We start from the raw sequence: 21,309 nt of genomic DNA on the forward strand, positions 1-21,309 counted from the left end.
ACTTGCAGCCTCCGCAGTCCCTACTGTAAAGCCAACTTTCAGGCCAGGTTCCAGGTTGAAAGAATAAGAGCCGGTTTTCTGATCCACTAACAGGTCGATTATACCAACTACGCTGATTGGTTTGATTACCGCCCATGCAACGCCCATTGCTGCACCAGCAGCCTGCTGAGGCGCACTAACAGCACCGAACACCCCGATAATTCCCTGCACAAACCCAATAACTCCGCAAATAATGCATACAACCCAGAGAAATTTCATTACCAAAACTCCTTTTATCAAAGAGTAACCATGATAAACCCATGAATTATTTAGTAAAGCATGATCGCAGACACTCAGCGAATACCTGTGGGGCTGATTAACACAGCTTTATTCAAACGAAGCGAAACCATTTCCATATCTCCTGTAATGAATCTTTTAAAGAGTCGCAATCTTTACGACTCACTAATGGGAAGACCTATTAGGCCCTACAATAGATGACTGAAATCCTCAGCCATCTCCACAATTTTGGTTTGAAGGAGATACAATATGACAGACACAACTCTAATTGACTTTCTTAACGCACTTTCCCCTTATGCGACTCCCATAATCGAGTTCCTTATGCACTGGGCGAAACTCGAATTGCAAAAGCGATATACCAGTAAAAAATTAAAGTAATCGTTACCTCAAGCACCTTAAGTTTTTCCCTCTTTCCGTCAATCCTACCATCAAGCACAGCCACTGCACGTGGGCGTTCATCGTGTAACCCTGTTGTTATTCGAATGTCTCACCGAGTCGTAAACACGCTCACATGTCATTCCAGCTCGGTAGCTTTCGTCAGATCGCTCAGCATAATATCGAGCTTCTTCTGCAAGGCGTCCGAGCATGTCGGCGAGCACTGCGGCGTCGGCTCCGGCTGTTTTGCTTCTGACGGCAGCGGCAAGATCTGAGGTGTGCTTTGCGGCGTCCAGGCGGGCGACAAGCTTTGTTGCTTCGGTGCGCAACTGGCTAACAGTGGCAGACAGGCCAGCAGCAGTGGCAGCAGATTTAGCGGCTTGTGCTTGTGCATCTTTTACAGCCTCATCACGGTCAATAATTCGCCCTTGTTCAATCATGCGGGCGGCGGTCTGCGCGTTCGCTGTTTGCGATGATTCCGCACTATCACGTTCCGCCCACTTTTTTTCCCAACCGCGGTTACTCCACTCGTTTCCGGCGATAAATGCGACGGCCACCAGCACCGAAATGGCAATGAACTGATAGCGCAGGCTCACTGTTCTATCCCCCAGCACGCCAGCGCGCTTTCCTGGTCTCGTCGTTCTACCTGGCCATAGCAGCCATTTTTCTGACCTTTGGTCAGACGACAATCGCGGCCGCCGTCTTTAATCCACCAGCGAATAGCTTCACAGGCTCCTTTACGGTCGCCAGCATTGATGCGCTTATAGAACGTAGACGGGAAGCATTTTCCGGGGCCGATGTTATAGGGGCAGAAAGAAGCGATACCTGCTTTCTGCGGCTCGGTCAGCGGAACTTTTATATTTCGTTCAACCCATGCCAGCGCCTTGTCGCGTTCAATGGCGTTCACCTGGGCACATTTCTCAGCTGACAGCTTCATACCCTGGATAACGGGTTTACCATCAACCACCGTGGCGCCACGGCAAATCGTCCAGAGCCCGCCGCCGTCACGATACGCCTGCTCGCTATTACCCTCTTTCTCATCCAGAAACTGATCGAGAATCACGGGCGCGGAAGCCCCGGCAAGAATCAAACCAACGACCGCTGCGCTCAGTTTATTCTTCAGCTTTGGTGACATTGCCATTAAGCCGGTCCTCCCTTTCCTTTTGCCTGTAGTACCAGTTCACTGCACAGGTGATAACGGTGCATGCGATACCGACAATAATTGCCCAGTCGCTCAGGCTTAACCCTGCAATTCTGTCGGCCAACATCCAGGACACCTCTTTTGCTGTTTTAGCTGTTTCGGCGTATGCCTTCGCTGATACACCGCAGCCGGTCAGCGTGGTGCCTGTTCCATATGAAAGTCTGCTGTAAATGGTGCTCATTCTGGTCATAGCCTCACCTCCGATTCTTCGGATGGCGTTTTGTGAAAGGGGAATAAAAAAGCCCGTTCGAATAAACGGGCCAGAAAATAAGCATATTGCATTACTGAAGCGTCAACGTGATGCCGGGTGCCTCCCGGTGGGCCTTTGGCTGACAAACCATGACCCGTGTGCACTAAGCATGTCATTCCATGACTTTGTTTACTGTCAGTTTCACCCCTCCGCTTAGGGGGATTCATCACACTTACGTCAAACGAGAGCTTTTACTAGATGCTCTATAACTTTAGAATCAATAAGAAAAACCTGCAATCAAACAGCACTATTATTCTAAAAGGATCAGACTTCACGGGCTTGATTTATCAACAAAGCACGTAGTGAGTGATATCCGTGAGCCTGAAATGAAAAAGGCCGCCACGCGGCAGCCTCGAAGTAAGTACGGTTGTTTACAATGGTGGAGAGAGAGGACCTTCTAACACATCTGCTTCACCGTTATGGCAAATGTCATCGCCTCTGGTCAGATGCCAAACACCTGTGATTATTTTCCCCGTTTCCAAGTCATCAACAGTGTCATTCGTGTAGTACGCTACCTGTACAACTCCGACATGCTGAATCCAGTAATACCCTTCTTTCATAAGCTCCTCCGCGATACTCAGCAGATAGTATAGAGCGGCACAAATGATGCTGTGGTGCAGGAAGCCACAACTTAACCTTTGCTAATAAAGTAATTTCGAAAGATGACGATAATGGATAATAAATGTAAGGTCGGAGGAACCACCATGAGCATGACAGTTAGCACTTTGGGTCAGGACATACTACAAAGCACAGTAAAACAAGCACCTTCAAGTACTGGCAACTCTGTTTCACAACAAATTCAAAACCTGAAAAAACAAATTGGTGAGTTGACAAAAGAACTCAGCGCCATGGGTTCAAAAATAAATGAAGTAACCTCCGAAGATGAGGCAAAACTGCTTAAACAGCAGATGGAGATGATTCAAAGGCAAATCGAGTCTATATACGCAAAAATTGCTCAATTACAAAAACAAGAAGCAGAAAAAAACCAAATGGTATCGGGAGCATTACCTACGGTAAGTGACAAATCAGGTTCGAACGTTGCAGGGAATAATACTAAAAATATTGATGTCTACGTTTAGCAGCTACCCCCAACCATTTTTCCTTTGAGTTAAAAACGAAAAAGCACTGGAGCGTTGTGAGAACTTGTTTTCAAGTTAACGATTCAGCACGGCGATATGACAGGGGTACTGGTGTAATACACCTCGCGAATACCCCTGTCGTATCGCCGGAAAGCAAAAACCCCGCGCTGGCGGGGTTCTCGTTATATTCAAATTGTTCGCTTTTCGTCGCTGCCATCGTGGCGCAGCTCTGCCAAGCATGAATGGATTATCTAACTTTCTGGGTAGTTTTCAATACCAGACACAAAAAACAGCACAAAAAAGCAAAAATATTATTCCTTGCTTTCCAAAAGTGCTTTCGCTGACAAGAACACCTTTGCTCTGAAAATCTGTAAACACCACTTCACTCGCTCTCTGGCCTTTTCTTGTGTCAGCCATGGCGCAATCGCCTGTAGTTCCCGGGTTATGTCTGAGACTTTTTTTCGGGTGGTGTAATACTGAAGACCAACAACATAAACCGGATCGTTTATATCCAGCGCCTGCAGTACGCATTGCTCAACAAAATCGACATCGTCACTATGCAGGGCCTCGTCAATTACACTGGCGGGTGACTGGGGCCAGAGAATGCTGTGTGCCCTGTTCATTGCCTGCTGTCCACGGAATCCCTCTTCTCTCGCCTGATTTAACGCAACGGTGAATCGCTCGAGTGCCTTATCTGACCAGTTCCGTCCCTTAAGCACATTCCAACACGCATGTCCTCGCGGCAAACGAGGAGCAGTTTTTCCTCCCACACCTTCCCCCCAGGTAGTGAGCAGGGATTTAATCCATCCGGACTGGATCCCCGTCAGGAGGATACATTTACCGAGCCAACTTTTACGCGGCGCAGATGCTGCTTTACCAAGTGCTTCAAAATGATTGCGGCATTGACGTGGTGTCATCCTGTTTTTCTCCTTACACCAGAACACCGAGCCCGTAAGCCCGGTCCAGCACTCTGATAATCATTACCGGCTGAGGTACATGCTTTCGCTCAAACTTCACCGGGTCGTTATGTAGTTCTGTATGGCACTGACGACACAAAGGGATCGCGAAAATATCATGCGCCTTCGTTGCCATACCTCCCTGCCCCCAGCCAATTAAATGGTGTGGGTCATCGGATGGTTTGCCGCAGCATTCGCAGGGCTGTGTTTTAATCCATTCCAGATATCGGGGGGCCGTCCAACGGATACGCTTTGGACGTTTCATATAGGTTTGCGGGGACTCAGGGTCGACCAGAACACCAACTACAGGCTTAACCTCAGGCACCTGCGCTGGTGGCATGTTCACGGTTACTGTGCTGGCTTTGGCTGTAATGATGCTGGTGGCGGTTACACCCGGTTCGACGTCGCATTCATGCATGACTGACTGATGATCTTCCGAAGGAATACGAAGCGCCCGACTGGCTACTGATTCGGGAATTGCGTCGGTAACCCCCATACGCACCGCCCACCAGCATAGCTCCGCCAGCGACAGTTCTCTGGAAGGATCCTGATTCAGTGCCACCATGATGCTGTTGATAATCCAGCTAATAACATTACATCTCGCCAGCTCTGCAAGTTGTTCGCTGTAATGGTCACGCAAATGGTTATCACAATGTCCACACAGAAGAACCGATCCGGGTTCATGACGCAGAGTGGTTAACTCGTGATAATGGTAATCGCTGTGTGGCCACTGGCAGCAGCTACCGCCATAACGCAGAAGCCAGTAATCAAGGCCACTCAAACCACCAGCAACCTTAATAACTTTTTCATCCAGGAAGAACGGTCGCAGCGACTCGTCACACGCAAGCGGCTGGCGAACGTCAGGAACACGGCCAGCAGGCAACCGTTCCATACCTGCCGGCTGGCTTTCCACCAGCACACGTTCACAACTGAATAATGACATCAGCTCACTGCCCGGCTTGAGCAGCACAATTCCAAGCTCACGCGCAACCACCGGCTTCAGCAGCGCCCTCATTCTGCAATCTCCCCGATAATTATTTGTCCCTTCTCTCCCCATAATTTTGTGACGCGTGAATCCCAGATGTGAGCGTCATCTTCGTAAATGGCATCCATCAGGGCTTTCATCATGTTGTCGAAATCAGGTTTAGCCTGGTGTGGTTTACCGTTGAACTCAGCCCGTTTCTTTTTGCTCCAGCTCGCTGGCATCGGCAGAATGAAGGTGACATGTGAACCGCTTTCCGGCAGCTCGACACCCCGCAGACGAACTTCATCACAGAAAGCCCGGTAACGCAGAACCTCGGGGCGTTTTTTCCATTTGTCAGCGCGCGTCATTCTGGGCTTGCCCATTGGGGTGATATCGTAGACTTTCACATTCACCTCCAGATCCGTTGTTGCCAGGTTCTGTCCTGACGCGGAGGATCAGAGACTTCTGGCAAGAGCGCGCTGATCGTCCAGTGAATGAAGTCATTATCCAGACTACGCTCGGTCTTAATCTGCTTTGCGTGATAGCGGGCTTCCAGTTCGTCAGCCTGCTCAGTGGTGAGTTGGGTATGTTGAAACCAGCTTTTCTTCATAACGCACCTCTGGATGCGGCAAAAAGAAAATCGCTGGCGTTGGTTAACGTCAGTATGTGGAATTGCTTGAATTGATCTTGCGCCATGGGCTTTTCTCCTGTGGCGCAGCAGGTATAGGTTGTTCAGGCCTATGACGGGAGTGTAACAGAATTCTGGGTTACGCGATAACCAGCCCTTTCCAGCATCTGAGTAAACAACGTAGGTGTGCCGATAATTTCATCATCCTGAAGAGGCATAAATGACACCATGCTACCGCGACGGTACATCAGTGCGCGCTCACACTCGGGAAATGATTGCAGTCTGGCAACGATAACCCCATCGTGACATCTGATGACTGCGTAGCCTTTTTGGGGCAATTCTAATTTTTCTTTCACTTAAACTCCCCCATGCAAACGGGATAAAAGCAACACCCAAAATAATTAATAAAACCAGTCGCCAGCACTTTCCCAGGTATCCTGGAGAATCGTCTCAATTTTCTTTTTATCTTCCTTGTTACCACCAAGAACACTTAAGCCATCAGAACCTGCACGACGTATGCTCAGGCTGCAGTTCTCATACTGATTACCCAACCTTTTAAGTAACTCTTTCTCCAGCGCCGGAACTGCTCCCTTTGGAAGTTCTTTAGTACGATCAATGGTGAGTTCAACTTTCATATTAGCCTCCACCGCAATACTGTATATTTGTACAGTATACCGATACATTGAAATGATCAATGACTTAAGAGCACAAATTGCTAACCTTAGCCTATCAATTAGATGCAAAAAAACCCGCCGAAGCGGGTTCAATCCAATGCGGACTTGTTGTTTGAACACCATAGTAAGTATGGAGATATCAACGTCCTTAAATTTGGATAAATGTATTGATGGGGATTGATTGCACAACTTTCATACGCTCGCCCCCCTGCAACTTTTTCTGGTTCTGTCTAACATACCCAATCAAAATAACAACTGTGTCAGGTATCCCATAATAATCGCCATGCCCAAAATAACAGTCAGGAATGCAGCAATCAAGGGTGTTTTGAACATTGATTTAAGCAGTATTACTTCCGTCAGACTAGCTCCAGCGCTACCAATAATCAGAGCCATTACTGCTCCCGTTCCCATGCCTTTATCCATCAAGACTGATGCCAACGGAATTACTGCCTCAGCACGTATATACAAAGGTATTCCAATAACTGCACTTAATGGAATCGCAAACGGATTATCATGCCCGGCATGAGCAGCAATCCACTCTGCAGGTATAAAACCGTAGATAAACGACCCTATAACAATACCTAACATCAGATAAGGTAATACATCTTTAAATTGAGTCCAGGCATCCTGAAATGCCAGACGAATCGCACCAGGATCTCTTACTACACTTTTCGGGAAGAATTGTTTATTTGTTTGACCTGTCTCGCAGCTCAATTCACAATTTGTGCCCCGAAATGCTGAGAAACTCTTAAACGTTTCTTGTGGTTTAGAACAACTATTAGCCCCTATGTCCTGTTGATTTGATACAGAACAGCAAGCTGAAACACTCCGTAGTTTAGTTTCAAGAGTTTTTCCACTGCTAACACCACAACAGCTAGCCAGCGGTTTTGATGTTTCGACAATATGTCGGTCAAAACCAAGCACATCTAACAAAATACTTGCCAGTACGGAAACTGTTGCAGCTATAACAGCGTATAGCAGGGTAACTTTCCAACCAAAAGTAACCCACATCAGACCAATGATTATCGGGTTAAGCAGAGGTGAAACAAACAAAAATGTAAGTGTTGGACCGAAGCCTGCTTTTGCTGATAACAGTCCGCGTAACATGGGAATTGTAGAGCAGCTGCAAAACGGTGTTACAGCTCCTAACAGCAATGCAAGTATGTAACCTCTCCCCTTTCTCGCCCCTAACATTCTTTGAATCTTTTGGTCCGGAATTTTTTGCCTGATAAGGCTAACACCCGCACTAATCAGAAAAAAAAGCGCAGACAACTCGACAGCAAGAAACAAGAACATCTCTGCCGCGTTAGTAAACATAGAAATCCAGCTATTCATGAAACCTCCTATAAACTATATTTCTAGAATAATCGAATTATTGAGGTTAGATCAACATATTTCTGGTATTATCGAAATATCACTAGACGAGGAAGGCACCATGCAACTAGAAGAAGTAGCTAAAGCTATGAAAGAATTAGGACATCCGACACGTTTGTTTATTTTCAAACACCTTGTTAAAGCCGGTGAACAAGGTTTACCTGTAGGTGATCTACAAAAACAACTTGCGATTCCATCTTCAACACTGAGTCATCATATATCCGCTCTTGTTTCCGTTGGTCTGGTCAAACAAAATCGCGAAAGCCGATCCTTAATCTGCGTTTCTCAATATGACAAGTTAGAGTCGATTATTGATTTTCTACGCGAAGAATGTTGCATCAACAGTCCAAAGATTTAAATCGAGGCAATCCATTGTTTTTATTTGATAAAGGAGCCGCCTAAATAACAGGCGGCTCTCCTGTCGCTTATTTCAATTTTTTGCCTGCATCATCAACGACTTTCTCGCCATCTTCCTTGGCGAAAGCCCCTTTCTGAGCATCAGGAAGGATATCCAGAACAACTTCAGAAGGACGGCACAGTTTGGTTCCCAGCGGTGTTACAACGATGGGGCGATTAATCAGGATTGGATGCTGCAACATAAAGTTAATTAACTGGTCGTCAGTAAATTTATCTTCGGCAAGACCCAGTTCCTCATATGGCTCGACGTTCTTACGTAGTAACGCCCGGACGGAAATGCCCATATCAGCAATGAGTTTGACCAGCTCATCGCGTGAAGGTGGAGTCTCAAGGTAAAGAATAACGGTCGGCTCATTACCGCTGTTGCGGATCATCTCCAGCGTGTTACGCGATGTGCCGCAGGCTGGGTTGTGATAAATGGTGATGTTGCTCATATCAGTATCTCATTACAAAGTGAAAGAGAGACGTAGCGCCAGCGCGGCCAGCGTTACAAACAGCACAGGCAGAGTCATGACGATCCCGGTGCGGAAATAGTATCCCCAGGTGATGGTCATATTCTTCTGTGAAAGTACGTGTAGCCAGAGCAGCGTTGCCAGGCTACCAATAGGGGTAATTTTCGGCCCCAGATCGCAGCCAATGACGTTGGCATAAATCATTGCTTCTTTGATAACGCCCGACGCGGTACTGCCATCAATCGACAATGCGCCAATCAATACGGTAGGCATGTTATTCATGATAGAAGAGAGGAATGCGGTCAGGAATCCCGTTCCCAGCGTGGCTGCCCACAGGCCTTTATCTGCGAGTAAGTTCAGCACGTCAGACAAATATTCTGTCAGCCCTGCGTTACGCAGCCCATAGACCACCAGATACATTCCCAGCGAGAAGATCACGATCTGCCATGGTGCCCCACGCAACACTTTACCGGTGTTAATGCCGTGACCTTTTTTTGCCACAGCAAACAGGATTGCTGCCCCTACTGCTGCAATGGCACTGACCGGAATACCCAGTGGTTCGAGTACAAAAAAGCCCACTAACAAAAGAATTAATACAATCCAACCTGTTCTGAATGTTGCCAGATCTTTGATGGCTTTTGCGGGCTCTTTCAGTCGTGCAAGATCATAAGTGGGCGGGATATCTTTGCGGAAAAATAGATGCAGCATCACCAGAGTGGCGACGATGGCGGCGATATCCACCGGCACCATTACCGAGGCATATTCCGTGAATCCCAGTTTGAAGAAATCAGCCGAAACGATATTGACCAGGTTCGATACGATAAGCGGCAAGCTGGCGGTATCGGCAATAAACCCTGCGGCCATCACGAAAGCCAGTGTGGTGCTTTTACTGAAGCCAAGCGCCAGGAGCATAGCGATAACAATCGGCGTCAGAATAAGTGCCGCGCCATCGTTGGCAAACAGTGCCGCGACTGCCGCGCCGAGCAGAACGATATACGTAAACAGAAGGCGGCCACGACCGTTCCCCCAGCGAGAAACGTGCAGCGCTGCCCATTCGAAAAAACCTGACTCATCAAGCAACAGACTGATGATAATAACGGCGATAAATGTTGCCGTCGCGTTCCAGACGATATTCCACACCACCGGAATATCAGCAATGTGAATCACACCCGATGCCAGAGCCAGTACGGCCCCCAGCGTGGCGCTCCAGCCAATCCCTAATCCCTTTGGCTGCCAGATAACCAATATGATGGTCAGGATAAAAATGGCTCCTGCCAGTAACATATAACCTCCTGAAAGGGCAGCAATGCTGCCCCGAATGATGGTAATAACTAACCCGCGAGTTGTTTGAGTTTATCGATGCCGGTTGGTTCTGACGCCAGTACGGGTACAAGTGCTACACGGCTGGCATGTAGATTTTTAACGCTCTCGATCTGCGGACGTTCCTGCTGCGCTCGCAAGCGGAGCAGCGGTGAACGGGTATCCGCGATGGAAAGGCTGTTATTGATAATCCAGCCCCATGGATGAATCCCCGCTCTTTCAAGGTCAGCCTGTAGGCTTGCCGCTTCCAGTACCGGTGTGGTTTCAGGAAGCGTAACCAGCAGAACTTTGGTTCGTTCCGGGTCCTGAAGCTGCATCATTGGGGTAGTAAAATGACCTTTATCCCCCATTTTTTTGGCAATCTCTCGGTGGTAAGCCCCGGTAGCATCCAGCAACAACAGCGTGTGCCCAGTGGGAGCTGTATCCATGACAACAAACCGCTTACCTGCTTCACGAATCACTCGGGAAAAAGCCTGGAACACGGCAATTTCTTCAGTACAGGGAGAACGTAAATCTTCTTCCAATAGCCGTTTCCCTGCTTCGTCCAGATCTTTTCCCTTCGTCTCAAGAACATGCTGGCGATAACGTTCGGTTTCATCGTGAGGGTTGATGCGGCTGACCTGCAGGTTTTTGAGGCTGCCGTTCAGCGTTGTACTCAGGTGCGCAGCGGGATCAGAGGTGGTGAGATGCACGTCATATCCCATGTCTGCCAGCCTTACGGCGATGGCAGCAGCCATCGTGGTTTTCCCTACGCCACCTTTGCCCATCAACATAATCAGGCCATGTTCACTGCGGGCGATATCATCGACCAGGTCAGAGAGCGATAAGTTTTCAGGCGTGTACAGGACGTTCGTTACCGGGAGCGGTAATGCATCAGAACGGGTATCCAGCAGCCCCTTCAACGCAGACACACCAACCATATTTACTGGCTGGAGTAATAAGGTATCTCTTGGTAGCTCAGATAAACCAGCAGGAAGATTTGCCAGTGCTTCCTGCTCCCGTTGCCATATCGCAGCCGCCAGCGCGTCATGTTCAGCTTCGGCTTTAGGCAGCACACCATTAATAACCAGGTACTGGTTTTTCAGGCCAATTGCGGCCAGTTCTTCATGGGTGCGGGCTACTTCCTGCAGCGTAGATTTTTGCAGTCGTGCAACCAGAACCAGGCGGGTACGTTCAGGATCGGACAACGCCTCTACCGCATGAGCATACTGCTCACGCTGCTTTTCCAGCCCGGCCATTGGGCCAAGACAGGAAGCACCATCCGGATTACTTTCAATGAAACTACTCCAGGCACCGGGTAGCTGGAGAAGGCGAATCGTGTGGCCCGTCGGCGCTGTATCAAAAATGATGTGATCGAAGCGGGTCAGCAGGGAAGCGTCTGTCAATAAGCCGGTGAACTCATCGAACGCCGCAATCTCAGTCGTACAGGCTCCTGAAAGCTGCTCGCTGATACTGTTAACAACGTCTTCAGGCAGAAGACCTTTGATAGGATCAACGATTCTGGAGCGGTATTGTTGGGCGGCTTCCTGAGGGTCAATCTCCAGAGCGGAAAGTCCAGGAACTGCTGTCACAGAGCGAATGGTGTTACCGATAGCCTGGTCGAATACCTGGCCGACATTGGAGGCCGGATCTGTACTGACCAGCAAAACCCGCTTACCTTGTTCGGCAAGGCGGATAGCCGTCGCGCAGGAAATGGACGTTTTTCCTACGCCTCCCTTGCCAGTAAAAAATAGGTAAGGCGGGATGTTCTCTAAGAATTTCATATGTCCTCCTGACATATTCAGCAACAGGAAGTATTACCACCACAGCAGCTGGTGGGAGCTAACCCTACCTTCTCCAGCGGAATACCGAACCAGCGAGCCAGCTCAGCGCGTTTTGGGTATCGCCCAGCCATCACCGTTTCACCGTCCAACAGCAGTAGCGGAAGCCCTTCTGCTCCAGATGCTTCGAGGAATGCTTTCGCTTTCTCATTCTGAACAAAGCTCATGGGCTGCTGCGCCAGGTTGTAACGTTCAACCTGTACGCCACGTCCTTTCAGCCACTGCACATCAGCAGAGAAATCAACCAGAACCTGATCGACATCTGAGCCACATACGCCGGTACTGCAGCACATTGCCGGGTCAAACACCGTTAACGTCTTCATTCTGAATACCTCACATTCGGAAAATCATATATGTTCAGGCAAATTTTTTAGATGCAAACAGCCTTACCGCTACCAGAGCAGTTTGCAGATGCCAGCTTACGGGAGATGGCCTGTACGTCGTCCTGTTGGCTTAACCAGGCCTGATCAATTACCTGAGCAGCCCATGAAGGAATATGCGGAGATAAGCGGTAGTGAACCCACTTGCCCTGCTTGCGATCCAGCAATAGTCCACTTTCCCGGAGCATTGCCAGATGACGGGAGATCTTGGGCTGCGACTGATCCAGCGCCGTACAGAGATCGCACACGCATAGCTCTCCCATTTCTCTAAGCAGCAACACGATGCCCAGCCGAGTTTCATCGGAAAGGTTTTTGAAGAGTTGTAGAGAAGTTAGTTCAGCCATTTTAGTCTCCTGAATTCTCTCCGTAGTTTCCTGCAATAGTTGAGTGTCGTCAACCATCACATTCGAAAATTCGAATATGATGGCTATGTGGTTTTAATATCAGATTTACTGATTGTTCATTATTCAATTTGTTAATCCTGCCGCTTTTCGACGCCTGTATTCATCTATCAGTAATTGTGCTGGCGTTGGTCCTGCCGGATGGCGCGGCGCTTCCAGTTGACGTCGAATTGGTGGGACACTTAGTCCATTACCAACATGCTTCGACCACTTCGTGAGTAACTTTTCTGCCAGTCGTTTCAGCTCCCCCTCTGTCATTTGTCGTTCTACGCCCGTTCTGCGCATTTCGATGCAGATGTGATACAGCACGGGCTGAGGCCATGGATATTTATCGCTTCCTGAATACCGATATGACTCATTGCGCCAGCGCCGGTATTCCGTCATAACCTGCTCCGATTTCAGTCCGAATGGATTCGCCCCACTCTCTGAAACCAGAGAAACAAACTCAGCCAGGTCAGGCGGCCATGTATTTCCCATCGCGCAGCGCTCCATGCATTGCTGACAGACCAACCTAATTTGCTGTTCAGTCATCGAACCTATCTGGGCTATCCAGATAGGCGAAGGCTCCGCCCCGTTCTTCTGGGTCCATCGGTTCGAATACACCTCCCCCATGACCTGCCACAGTCGCCAGGCTGTTTCCGTCGCCATCAAGTCCATTCCTGCGGCGCCACTCTGCGTGTGCTGACTGAATTTGCTGAACTGCCCGGGATGCTGTTGGTTCTGATCCTGCTCCCACATGACTGTTACCTCCGGTTTCTGGTTTTACCTGCGTTCTCACCCGGGCTACATGTCGGGCAAATTTTTGTTCCCACTGGATTTGTGTAAAAACTTTCCCTTCCGACTCCCAATACGCGGTGAATTCTGCGAGTTCAGTCAGAAGGTATTCTGGTTCAGGCAGGGTGATACCCCACGATGCGGCGCGCTGTCGGAAGTCTCTGGAGGGAAGCCAGCTATCTGCCATGCTGAATTTCCCGATCGGTTCATCAACACCGTCCAGGTATCGGGGCATGGCCGGGGATGGCAGTTCATCCTCATTCAGATTTTTCATCGCACCCGCGTTAAGAGAGGGGTTTAAGATCTGTTTACTGCTAACTGCTTTCTGGATACCTGATGGCAAAGGTTTAGCCAAAGACTTAGCCTTATCCTTAGGCAAGGCGAAAGCCTTATCAAAAGCCATCCCCATAGCGTCAGAAACCCCGTAGCAGGCGGCTTTGAGAGCTTCATATGCTTTATCTTTCAGTGAACATTCAGGCAGTAATTCAAACGATCTTGCCCAGGATTTGATCACGTTTACTGATGCTGGCGGGTTATGTTTCACCGCATTAGGCAACCAAAAAACTCTGGCTTTAAGATCGGCTTCCACCATACCTAACGCTATGGCTTCACCTAAGGCTAAGTCGAAGGCTTCGACATCCCAGTTTAATTCTTCGGCCATAGCCGCCCTTCCCGCCTTATACAGCCCGGGAATAATCCCTGTGAATGGTCCAGTAAGCAGGTAAATAAACAGACTCTGCCCACTTGGCGGGAGTGGTGATAAGGCTCGAAACTTAGGATCATCCCACATGGTAATCTTCACCTTACGGTAAGGCTCGTTACTAGCCTTACTCTTAGGCATGGCCTTAGCCAAAGGATTAGGCATACTTCACCCCGCGAGTTGCAGTAATAATGGTCATTGGTCAAAACTCGATTAAAACAATTGCGGCGCTACGGCGCTTATACTCGCCAGTAGTGGTCCCGCCGCGTCAGCAGGTAGCATGTTGAACAATGCGATTGCCGCTTCACGAATCTCCTTCTCGAGCTTCTGTAACGGAGCACCGATTAATTTCGCCTGGTGTGCCTCACTGCATTCTTTGATAGCGTTAGCCACCAGCTCCGCCTCTGTGCTCGCATTACTTAACCCGTGCTTCCTGGCAATCTGAACTGGCATAGCGGCGATGATTGAGCCTGACAGCTGCATCACGTAAGCCGTGTACTTTTCTGACCCTCCTTCGTTTTTCAGATATCGAAATAAATTCTGTTTATTAACAGCAATTCCACGACCATCTGCCTTGGCCCACTCTTCAGCCACCAGCTGAGCGATCCGTTCCTGTGCCTGTCCTGGTAATGTCGATTCCCATTCACGAACGGCTGCCAATATGACGCGGTGCTGAATGCTGTCGCGTCGCTGGGGTTTAAATTGATTTTGCGATTTCACCGCAGCGGCTACTCGTGGTTTATTATGGGTATAAGCTACTGATTGCATCTTTCAGACCTCGCTTTGTGGCGGAAATACACTATCAAGAGAGCAGGTGCGCCCTAACTCGTTAAGCTTCTCCACAATCAATCTGCATTCCGGTAGGCCAGGCTGACGTGTTCCGTTCTCATAATTTGAGAGCCTTGACTGACGCCACCCGAATAATTTGGCTAATTGCTCTTGAGTTAAACCGAGCGCTTGCCGTTCTTTGGCGATGTTGTTCATCTTGTCCTCACATCTAGTGTTTAACTGAATTAAACACATAATGTGTTAGATAGTCAAGACGAAACGTTCTTTGAGCATTAACACGTAACGTGGTAAAAATCAGTAATGAATATAAACACTGCAATTGCCGCCAGACTGAAGCAGCTACGCGAACAGAAAAATATGTCGCAATCTAAACTCGCAGAGTTATGTGGGTGGGCTCAGTCACGCATCGGGAACTATGAAGCGGGTCGCCGCAATGTGGGCGTTGACGACGCTATAACGATATCTAAAGCTCTCGGAATTAGCCCGGCTGAACTAATGTTTGGTGATGATCACGCCGAATCATGGTTAACGCCAAAACATCGTAAGTTGATTACTCTTTTTGACCAGTTGCCGGAGTCTGAACAAGACAGAATGATCGATACCTTTCAATTGCGGCTGAAAGAAATTGATGAGTATGTCGAGAAGTACCTTCGGGGACGATTAAAGCCAACTGACGATTAAGCTACAATTTTTAACAATCTAACCAGCCTACTTGGCTGGTTTTTTTATGCCTTTCACCTTCCCTTTTCCCATATCGTTATCATCCTCGCCACCTTAAACACATGCCGTGTTGACTTTTAAACACATTTAGGGTTTAAATATAAACACAGTTTGAAAAGCGTCATCAAGGCAGGACGCCCACGAAGTAGCTGCCGGCGGCATACGAATCACCGGATGAGATGACAAGCATTAACACGCAGCAGGTTCAACGTTCCGCCAGCCTGGCGACAAGGGCAAAGCAAGAGGATAAATCCATGATCGATTTCGCACGTAAACCAGTGCGGTGTCAGGCCGTACATCTAAACCGTATTGAAGTAATCATTCGACTGATTTGCTACATGCTCGCCCAGAAGGGCGACCCGTCTGCCGACCAACAGACTTCAGTTCGTTCATAACGAGTTTGACCAATGGCTGTTGCCAGCATCAGTAAGGAAGTGACTATGGAGTTTGGAATGAAACGTGTGGTGGCATCTGTTCAGGTGGTTGCCATCCTCAACAGGGTTTATAACGGCAGCCCTGTTTCCGTCGCATCTATCAGTAAGGAATCAAAGCTGTCTGTATCTTACCTCGAGCAGATTTTCTCGAAGCTGCGCAGCAGTGAAATCGTCACCAGCCAGCGTGGCGCTGGTGGCGGGTACCACCTTAGCAAAGCAAACCCCAGCGTGGCTGACGTCGTTCGCGCCGTTACTCACACGCCTGATTCATTTGAACCCGTACTGAATGCTCTGGAGTGGGTCCCCGTTGCACAGCTGGTGCAGGGAAAATCCCCTACCCCATAAAGCACAAAACCCGCGCTTGGCGGGTTAAGTACCCGGTCAGCCGACCAAAGCTTTCCGGAACGAGTTTTGACCAATAACCACTACCTTAGGCGGCGATCATCAGCTGCCGGGTATCTTACAATCCTATGGAGCCCGAACGCAATGTTAACGTATGCGTATCTTATTAAAGCCAAAGCGAAAGCAACTGAGGCAAAAAACCTGTTTTGCTGGTTCTCTGCGAAATCAGATTCCCGTGCAGAACGCGAAATCCTCAATATTCTCGAAGACAACAATATTGCCGTCGGTCGTGGCGCCGACTATCAATTACCTGTCCGCACCAACTGGTTTGTTGTTGACGATCTTCCTGAGGAAAGCACACTTGATGACACATGGTGCGATCGTTACGAACTGGCAGAAGACCAGCAAACGTGGCAACTGAAACAGAAGCAGGATAATGAAAATCTGGAGGCTTCCAGCCAGCAAAAACCTGAAACCTCCAGTGCCAATGTACCCACCAGCGATGCGCCAGCATTGCTCCGCCCCATATCTCGCCTGCGCCTGTCTCAGCGGCTGATTGCGCACCTGTTAAATGAAGGTGAAGAGAAGGAAATCAGTGAAGCGCGGCACGTCCAGATCGGACAAATGGAACTGGACGAAAATGATCTCTATATACAAAACCTGTTACTGGCCGTTGCAAATGTGCCAGCGGCGAAAGAGCTTTCTGCTCATGTCGAGTGGAACCTGGCAAACGCAATAAAAGAAGTCTTCGACCGTGAGCAGGTCTATAACATTGCTTCATTTGAGGAATTTATTACCGAATGGATTGCGGAACCGAAAGCGCGGACTCAAACCGTGCAGGAGTGGGTTAACGATAAGAAAGCACGAATTGTGGGTGATGAGCCCACCGTTCCACCTGTAACGCCAGAACTCATTACCGTTGCGACTCTCCCGCTACGCCAGCGCCTTTTGGCTCAGTTTATTTCTGAAGAATATGCTTACCATATTGATACTGAGCAGAAGAAAACCATTCAGGAACTCGAACTGGATGTGGATAACAGCTATGTGCAAAACCTGCTGCTTGCCGCCGAGAATGTAGAACCATTCAGGAAAGCGCCAGAGATCGATATCTGGAAGATTGTCAGCGCGCTGAAAACCGTTTTTCCGGTTGATGGAAAACGAGTGGATTTGTCTACCGTAATTCAGTTCTTTAAGGCCTGGTTCAGTACTGAACACATTGACCGCGGGTTGCTGGTTAAAGAGTGGGGTAAGGGCAATCGTGTCTCGCAGATTCAGCGCTCTGATACTGGAACGAACGCTGGTGGTGGCAATAAGACCGATCGTAACCCGGCACTTGTCCACACACTGGAAACTCTGGACATTGATATTGCGCTGGCCACACTTCCAATGGATTTCAACATCTACGATATCCCAGGTGGCGTTTTCCGTCGCGCAAAAGAGATCATTGTTAAAAACGAAAGCCCGTTCAAAGAGTGGTCCGTCGCCCTGCGCAAACGCGCTGGCATCCTGGATTATTCCCGTGCCGCTATTTTCGCACTTATTCGCAGTGCAGAAGAAAACGCTCACCATTTCCCGGAACTGCTGAGCCGTTACATCAATAAGAACCTGACTGAAACCGACCACCAGCACCCAACTGAAGAAGCCCTGGCGGCAGCCGGTCACGTGCCAGAAAAAAGCTGGGAAAACGAGATTAACGAGAAAGTCACAGCTGAACAGAAGGCAGGAGCCGAACAACCAGAAATCGCCAACATGGGCAACGGGGTGTTCTCCATCGATGGCCTGATGGGGAACCAGCAAGCGCCAGCGCTTTCTGTCGTAGACCAGGTACGCCAGCGCGCCGTCGAGGATAAGTTACATCATACCCATACAGAGGAAGCCACCAGCGATGTGCAGATGGAAGAAACTGACAACAACGAAATCAAAGCTAATCCTGAAGTGTCTCAGAGCGAAACAGCAGTTTTGCCAATTAAAAGCGCTGATGCAACTGGTGACGCGTCAGCTTCCCTGAATAATGAACTCGTTCACCATATTGAAACGGATCCCCTGAACGCTTTCTATACTCACCTGATGGTTGATATGGAAACCATGGGCAACGGTCCTGATGCCCCAATAGTCTCTATCGGCGCTGTATTTTTCGAGCCTTCAACTGGTAACACTGGTGCCGAGTTTTACCAGGTTGTCAGTCTGGAGTCATCGATGTCGTTTGGCATGAAACCGGATGCGTCGACGATTCAGTGGTGGTTGAAACAATCATCTGAAGCCCGCTCTGCCATTCTTGTTGATGAAGCCATGGGGTTGCTTGAGACCCTCGAACTCCTGGCTGACTTTATTGCTGAAAACGCTGCTAACGGTAGTCACACAGTTCAGTTATGGGGTAATGGATGTTCGTTTGATAACGTCATTCTTCGCCGCGCATACGCGTTAACAGATACCCCCTTCGCTGTTCCGTTCCGGAATGACAGGGACGTAAGGACCATGGTCGAACTGGGTAAATCCGTCGGTATAAATCCGCGCTTCGACATCCCGTTTGAAGGTGATATGCACAATGCACTTTCTGACGCCCGGCATCAGGTCAATTACGTTTCTGCAATCTGGCAACGTCTGACCGCAAACTGATTTTCTAATTTCACAATTTATGGATCCTGCCTGGTATGTTTTTACAGGCAGGCCATCAGAGAGATGAGCTATGCACGAACTTACACTGTCTCCTCAGGAAATTGCAGAAATTACTGGTTATCAGCGCTACACCCACCAGCAGCGACAGCTGCGGTGTCACGGCATACCGTTCACCACTGATGGGCGGAACCGCCCAATTGTATTGCGCAGAAGTATTGATCCCGGAGTTTCTGAATTACCTAAGGTCGATGAATATGTTGCACTTGAGCCAAATTACGACGCAATCAATGGGCAGACCAAGAAAAGATCCTAAAGACAAGCACCTCCCGCCACGCGTAACTAAAAACCGTTATAGCTATGTGTGGAAGCCAAAAGGAACAAAACAAAGCGTAACTCTTGCACCTATTACCGGGACGAGTATGTCCCGGCTATGGGCGCGTTATGAGGAAGAAAAAGCCAAGCGTTCAGACGTAATGACATTTTCTAAATTATGGAAGTTATTCACCAGCAGCCCAGCTTTTGCTGAACTTGCTCCGCGTACACAGACTGATTACAGGTCGTATGAAAAAAACCTGGTCCCAGTGTTCGGGAATATGCGAGCAGATGACATAAAAATTGAGATGGTCAGGATCTATATGGATAAACGTGGCCAACGAAGTATTAACCAGGCAAATCAGGAACTCGGCGGGATGTCGCGTGTTTTCTCATGGGGATATGAACGAGGATACGTGAAAGGAAATCCATGCAAAGGAGTGCGCAAGTTCTCTTTAAAAGCCCGTGACGTGTACGTGACAGACGAAGAATATCAGGCAATTTATGAAGAGGCGGCACCAGCTCTCCGGGTTGGCATGGAGATATCTTACTTATGTGCGGCTCGCGTTTCGGATGTTCTTTCTCTCAAATGGTCGCAAGTAAGCGAGGAAGGCATTTTTATCCAGCAGGGAAAGACCGGCACTAAACAAATAAAAGTCTGGACTGAACGGCTTCATAACACCATCGAACTTGCAAAAACCCTGGGTGGGCGGGAAACGGTTATCTGTAGCAGCAAAAAAACTAAATACTCGAAAAGTGGGTTTAACGATCTGTGGGAAACTGCAAGGGAAGCAGCAGGGAAAAAACTAGATAGAAAACTGCCGTGTACATTTCATGATCTCAAAGCCAAGGGAATATCTGATTACGAAGGCTCGAGTAAGGACAAACAACTATTCTCAGGTCACAAAACTGAAAGCCAAGTTGTGGTTTATGACAGAAAAGTGAAAATTTCTCCCACATTGGATCTTCCAGTATTGGGCAAATCAGAAGATGATGATGGCGAGTTTTATACCAAGTGAATATACCAACACTATACCAAGTGTGACATGAGTCGTTGAAAGGAATTGAGCTAAGTGTTTGAATAGTGGCGGAGAGAGGGGGATTTGAACCCCCGGTAGAGTTGCCCCTACTCCGGTTTTCGAGACCGGTCCATTCAGCCGCTCTGGCATCTCTCCGTTTTGGCGGTTGCCATGATGCCAGGTAATTTGGCATTTTAACAGACCCCGTTCCGTCAATTTCGTTCAAGTGACGAGTTTGCGAGCAAAACGATGATTAAGTGGCCCTGGAAAGAGCAAGAAACAACCCGGAGTGACGACTGGCCGTGGGACGACGCCCTGGCTATTCCTCTTCTGGTGAATCTCACCGAGCAAGAACAAGCCAGGCTTATCGCCCTGGCCGAGCGCTTTTTACAGCAAAAAAGATTGGTAGCGCTTCAGGGGTTTGAACTTGATCCACTAAAAAGTGCGCGCATTGCGCTGCTTTTCTGTTTGCCTGTTCTGGAATTGGGGATCGAGTGGCTCGACGGTTTTCATGAAGTTCTCATCTACCCTGCCCCGTTTGTCGTGGACGATGAATGGGAAGACGATATTGGGCTGGTACATAATCAACGTGTTGTACAGTCCGGGCAGAGCTGGCAGCAAGGTCCGATAATCCTCAACTGGCTCGACATTCAGGATTCTTTTGATGCCTCCGGCTTTAATCTGATCATCCATGAAGTGGCACATAAGCTTGATATGCGTAATGGCGACCGTGCCAGTGGTATTCCGGCGATCCCTCTACGAGATATTGCCAGTTGGGAGCACGACCTGCATGCCGCAATGAATAACATTCAGGATGAAATTGATCTGGTCGGTGAAACCGCATGCAGTATAGATGCCTACGCAGCGACCGATCCTGCCGAATGCTTTGCCGTTCTATCGGAGTATTTCTTCAGTGCCCCTGAATTATTTGCACCACGTTTTCCGGCCTTATGGCAACGTTTCATTCAGTTTTACCGCCAGAACCCCATGGAGCGGTTACGCGATACCCGCTAAGGTGGCCATTGTCGCTCACCAA

Annotated in this window: 29 protein-coding genes, 1 tRNA gene and 1 pseudogene; 9 read left to right on the forward strand and 22 right to left on the reverse strand. The window is 48.7% G+C overall.

The annotated features are described in order from the left end of the window. The 5 genes from ACHHZ7_RS16140 to ACHHZ7_RS16160 form a co-directional block, all read right to left on the reverse strand. Positions 1–258, reverse strand: a 258-nt coding sequence (locus ACHHZ7_RS16140) for a hypothetical protein (protein ID WP_395149130.1), incomplete at its 3' end; no start/stop codon positions are given. 473 nt (positions 259–731) lie between these two features. Next, a complete protein-coding gene (locus tag ACHHZ7_RS16145) occupies positions 732–1,247 on the reverse strand; it encodes a DUF2514 domain-containing protein (RefSeq protein WP_060683646.1) in 516 nt (171 codons plus the stop codon). Next, the gene (locus ACHHZ7_RS16150; RefSeq protein WP_060683645.1) at positions 1,244–1,792 is read right to left on the reverse strand and encodes a lysozyme; all 549 of its coding nucleotides are present in this window, start codon (positions 1,790–1,792) and stop codon (positions 1,244–1,246) included. The genes ACHHZ7_RS16145 and ACHHZ7_RS16150 overlap by 4 nt, the downstream gene beginning before the upstream one ends. Continuing rightward, positions 1,764–2,042, reverse strand: coding sequence for a phage holin (locus ACHHZ7_RS16155; RefSeq protein WP_016150496.1), 279 nt, complete (start codon positions 2,040–2,042; stop codon positions 1,764–1,766). Before ACHHZ7_RS16155 ends, ACHHZ7_RS16150 begins: the two co-directional genes overlap by 29 nt. 431 nt (positions 2,043–2,473) lie before the next feature. Further along, positions 2,474–2,662 carry a hypothetical protein gene (locus ACHHZ7_RS16160; protein ID WP_060683644.1) on the reverse strand — a complete coding sequence of 63 codons (189 nt, stop codon included), beginning with the start codon at positions 2,660–2,662 and terminating at the stop codon, positions 2,474–2,476. 144 nt (positions 2,663–2,806) lie between these two features. Between ACHHZ7_RS16160 and ACHHZ7_RS16165 the strand changes: the two genes are divergently transcribed. Beyond that, on the forward strand, positions 2,807–3,181 hold the full coding sequence (locus ACHHZ7_RS16165; protein WP_060683643.1) for a FlxA-like family protein: 375 nt from the start codon (positions 2,807–2,809) through the stop codon (positions 3,179–3,181). 311 nt (positions 3,182–3,492) lie between these two features. On the opposite strand, the gene ACHHZ7_RS16170 is transcribed toward ACHHZ7_RS16165, so the two are convergent. The 7 genes from ACHHZ7_RS16170 to ACHHZ7_RS16200 all read right to left on the reverse strand — a co-directional run bounded on the left by ACHHZ7_RS16170 (position 3,493) and on the right by ACHHZ7_RS16200 (position 7,738). Next, the gene (locus ACHHZ7_RS16170) at positions 3,493–4,098 is read right to left on the reverse strand and encodes a hypothetical protein (protein ID WP_060683642.1); all 606 of its coding nucleotides are present in this window, start codon (positions 4,096–4,098) and stop codon (positions 3,493–3,495) included. 13 nt (positions 4,099–4,111) lie between these two features. After that, positions 4,112–5,152 carry a DUF968 domain-containing protein gene (locus tag ACHHZ7_RS16175; protein ID WP_100272206.1) on the reverse strand — a complete coding sequence of 347 codons (1,041 nt, stop codon included), beginning with the start codon at positions 5,150–5,152 and terminating at the stop codon, positions 4,112–4,114. Then, positions 5,149–5,508 (reverse strand): RusA family crossover junction endodeoxyribonuclease, encoded by a 360-nt coding sequence (locus ACHHZ7_RS16180; protein ID WP_060683641.1) that lies wholly within the window; start codon positions 5,506–5,508, stop codon positions 5,149–5,151. Before ACHHZ7_RS16180 ends, ACHHZ7_RS16175 begins: the two co-directional genes overlap by 4 nt. 2 nt (positions 5,509–5,510) lie before the next feature. Then, positions 5,511–5,711 carry a hypothetical protein gene (locus tag ACHHZ7_RS16185; protein ID WP_060683640.1) on the reverse strand — a complete coding sequence of 67 codons (201 nt, stop codon included), beginning with the start codon at positions 5,709–5,711 and terminating at the stop codon, positions 5,511–5,513. A gap of 128 nt (positions 5,712–5,839) precedes the next feature. Further along, positions 5,840–6,085, reverse strand: coding sequence for a hypothetical protein (locus tag ACHHZ7_RS16190; protein ID WP_071845308.1), 246 nt, complete (start codon positions 6,083–6,085; stop codon positions 5,840–5,842). 45 nt (positions 6,086–6,130) lie between these two features. Beyond that, a complete protein-coding gene (locus tag ACHHZ7_RS16195) occupies positions 6,131–6,364 on the reverse strand; it encodes a DinI-like family protein (protein WP_060683639.1) in 234 nt (77 codons plus the stop codon). 282 nt (positions 6,365–6,646) lie between these two features. Beyond that, positions 6,647–7,738, reverse strand: coding sequence for a permease (locus ACHHZ7_RS16200; protein WP_060683638.1), 1,092 nt, complete (start codon positions 7,736–7,738; stop codon positions 6,647–6,649). A gap of 100 nt (positions 7,739–7,838) precedes the next feature. On the opposite strand from ACHHZ7_RS16200, the gene ACHHZ7_RS16205 reads away from it, so the two are divergent. Continuing rightward, positions 7,839–8,135 (forward strand): helix-turn-helix transcriptional regulator, encoded by a 297-nt coding sequence (locus ACHHZ7_RS16205; RefSeq protein ID WP_038641364.1) that lies wholly within the window; start codon positions 7,839–7,841, stop codon positions 8,133–8,135. 67 nt (positions 8,136–8,202) lie between these two features. Here the strand turns inward: ACHHZ7_RS16205 and arsC are convergent, their stop codons facing one another. The 9 genes from arsC to ACHHZ7_RS16250 form a co-directional block, all read right to left on the reverse strand. Then, positions 8,203–8,628 carry a glutaredoxin-dependent arsenate reductase gene (gene arsC, locus ACHHZ7_RS16210; protein ID WP_038641366.1) on the reverse strand — a complete coding sequence of 142 codons (426 nt, stop codon included), beginning with the start codon at positions 8,626–8,628 and terminating at the stop codon, positions 8,203–8,205. A 12-nt stretch (positions 8,629–8,640) separates the two neighbouring features. Next, complete coding sequence (gene arsB, locus ACHHZ7_RS16215) at positions 8,641–9,930, reverse strand: arsenite efflux transporter membrane subunit ArsB (RefSeq protein ID WP_060683637.1); 1,290 nt, start codon at positions 9,928–9,930, stop codon at positions 8,641–8,643. 47 nt (positions 9,931–9,977) lie between these two features. Beyond that, entirely contained in the window at positions 9,978–11,729 is a 1,752-nt protein-coding gene (gene arsA, locus ACHHZ7_RS16220; protein ID WP_060683636.1) for an arsenite efflux transporter ATPase subunit ArsA, read from the reverse strand. A gap of 17 nt (positions 11,730–11,746) precedes the next feature. Beyond that, positions 11,747–12,109 (reverse strand): arsenite efflux transporter metallochaperone ArsD, encoded by a 363-nt coding sequence (arsD, locus tag ACHHZ7_RS16225; protein WP_000855179.1) that lies wholly within the window; start codon positions 12,107–12,109, stop codon positions 11,747–11,749. A 47-nt stretch (positions 12,110–12,156) separates the two neighbouring features. Next, the gene (gene arsR / locus ACHHZ7_RS16230; protein WP_060683635.1) at positions 12,157–12,510 is read right to left on the reverse strand and encodes an As(III)-sensing metalloregulatory transcriptional repressor ArsR; all 354 of its coding nucleotides are present in this window, start codon (positions 12,508–12,510) and stop codon (positions 12,157–12,159) included. A gap of 123 nt (positions 12,511–12,633) precedes the next feature. After that, on the reverse strand, positions 12,634–13,179 hold the full coding sequence (locus tag ACHHZ7_RS16235) for a replication protein P (RefSeq protein WP_122984015.1): 546 nt from the start codon (positions 13,177–13,179) through the stop codon (positions 12,634–12,636). Beyond that, complete coding sequence (locus ACHHZ7_RS16240) at positions 13,091–14,002, reverse strand: DnaT-like ssDNA-binding domain-containing protein (RefSeq protein WP_060683801.1); 912 nt, start codon at positions 14,000–14,002, stop codon at positions 13,091–13,093. Before ACHHZ7_RS16240 ends, ACHHZ7_RS16235 begins: the two co-directional genes overlap by 89 nt. A gap of 252 nt (positions 14,003–14,254) precedes the next feature. Beyond that, entirely contained in the window at positions 14,255–14,809 is a 555-nt protein-coding gene (locus ACHHZ7_RS16245) for a toxin YdaT family protein (RefSeq protein WP_060683634.1), read from the reverse strand. Positions 14,810–14,812: 3 nt separating this feature from the next. Further along, on the reverse strand, positions 14,813–15,064 hold the full coding sequence (locus tag ACHHZ7_RS16250) for a helix-turn-helix transcriptional regulator (protein WP_306458484.1): 252 nt from the start codon (positions 15,062–15,064) through the stop codon (positions 14,813–14,815). A 66-nt stretch (positions 15,065–15,130) separates the two neighbouring features. Here ACHHZ7_RS16250 and ACHHZ7_RS16255 point away from each other — a divergent pair, with 66 nt between their 5' ends. The 6 genes and pseudogenes from ACHHZ7_RS16255 to ACHHZ7_RS16280 all read left to right on the forward strand — a co-directional run bounded on the left by ACHHZ7_RS16255 (position 15,131) and on the right by ACHHZ7_RS16280 (position 20,273). Continuing rightward, the gene (locus ACHHZ7_RS16255; protein ID WP_003832307.1) at positions 15,131–15,511 is read left to right on the forward strand and encodes a helix-turn-helix domain-containing protein; all 381 of its coding nucleotides are present in this window, start codon (positions 15,131–15,133) and stop codon (positions 15,509–15,511) included. Positions 15,512–15,798: 287 nt separating this feature from the next. Further along, positions 15,799–15,945 (forward strand): annotated as a pseudogene (locus ACHHZ7_RS16260) (hypothetical protein); the annotation flags it as partial. Positions 15,946–15,990: 45 nt separating this feature from the next. Further along, on the forward strand, positions 15,991–16,329 hold the full coding sequence (locus tag ACHHZ7_RS16265; RefSeq protein ID WP_225280726.1) for an Rrf2 family transcriptional regulator: 339 nt from the start codon (positions 15,991–15,993) through the stop codon (positions 16,327–16,329). A gap of 141 nt (positions 16,330–16,470) precedes the next feature. Continuing rightward, a complete protein-coding gene (locus ACHHZ7_RS16270; RefSeq protein WP_060683632.1) occupies positions 16,471–18,942 on the forward strand; it encodes an exonuclease in 2,472 nt (823 codons plus the stop codon). Positions 18,943–19,012: 70 nt separating this feature from the next. Further along, entirely contained in the window at positions 19,013–19,255 is a 243-nt protein-coding gene (locus tag ACHHZ7_RS16275) for a DUF4224 domain-containing protein (RefSeq protein WP_071667664.1), read from the forward strand. Then, complete coding sequence (locus ACHHZ7_RS16280) at positions 19,230–20,273, forward strand: tyrosine-type recombinase/integrase (protein ID WP_192463868.1); 1,044 nt, start codon at positions 19,230–19,232, stop codon at positions 20,271–20,273. Before ACHHZ7_RS16275 ends, ACHHZ7_RS16280 begins: the two co-directional genes overlap by 26 nt. Positions 20,274–20,339: 66 nt before the next feature. Here the strand turns inward: ACHHZ7_RS16280 and ACHHZ7_RS16285 are convergent. After that, a tRNA-Ser gene (locus tag ACHHZ7_RS16285) sits at positions 20,340–20,429 on the reverse strand. Between the two features lie 93 nt (positions 20,430–20,522). On the opposite strand from ACHHZ7_RS16285, the gene mtfA reads away from it, so the two are divergent. Next, entirely contained in the window at positions 20,523–21,287 is a 765-nt protein-coding gene (mtfA, locus tag ACHHZ7_RS16290) for a DgsA anti-repressor MtfA (RefSeq protein WP_032943883.1), read from the forward strand. The last annotated feature ends 22 nt before the right edge of the window (positions 21,288–21,309 follow it).

This window comes from Citrobacter freundii complex sp. 2024EL-00216 (assembly GCF_043945515.1).
GTDB classification, from domain to species: domain Bacteria; phylum Pseudomonadota; class Gammaproteobacteria; order Enterobacterales; family Enterobacteriaceae; genus Citrobacter; species Citrobacter portucalensis.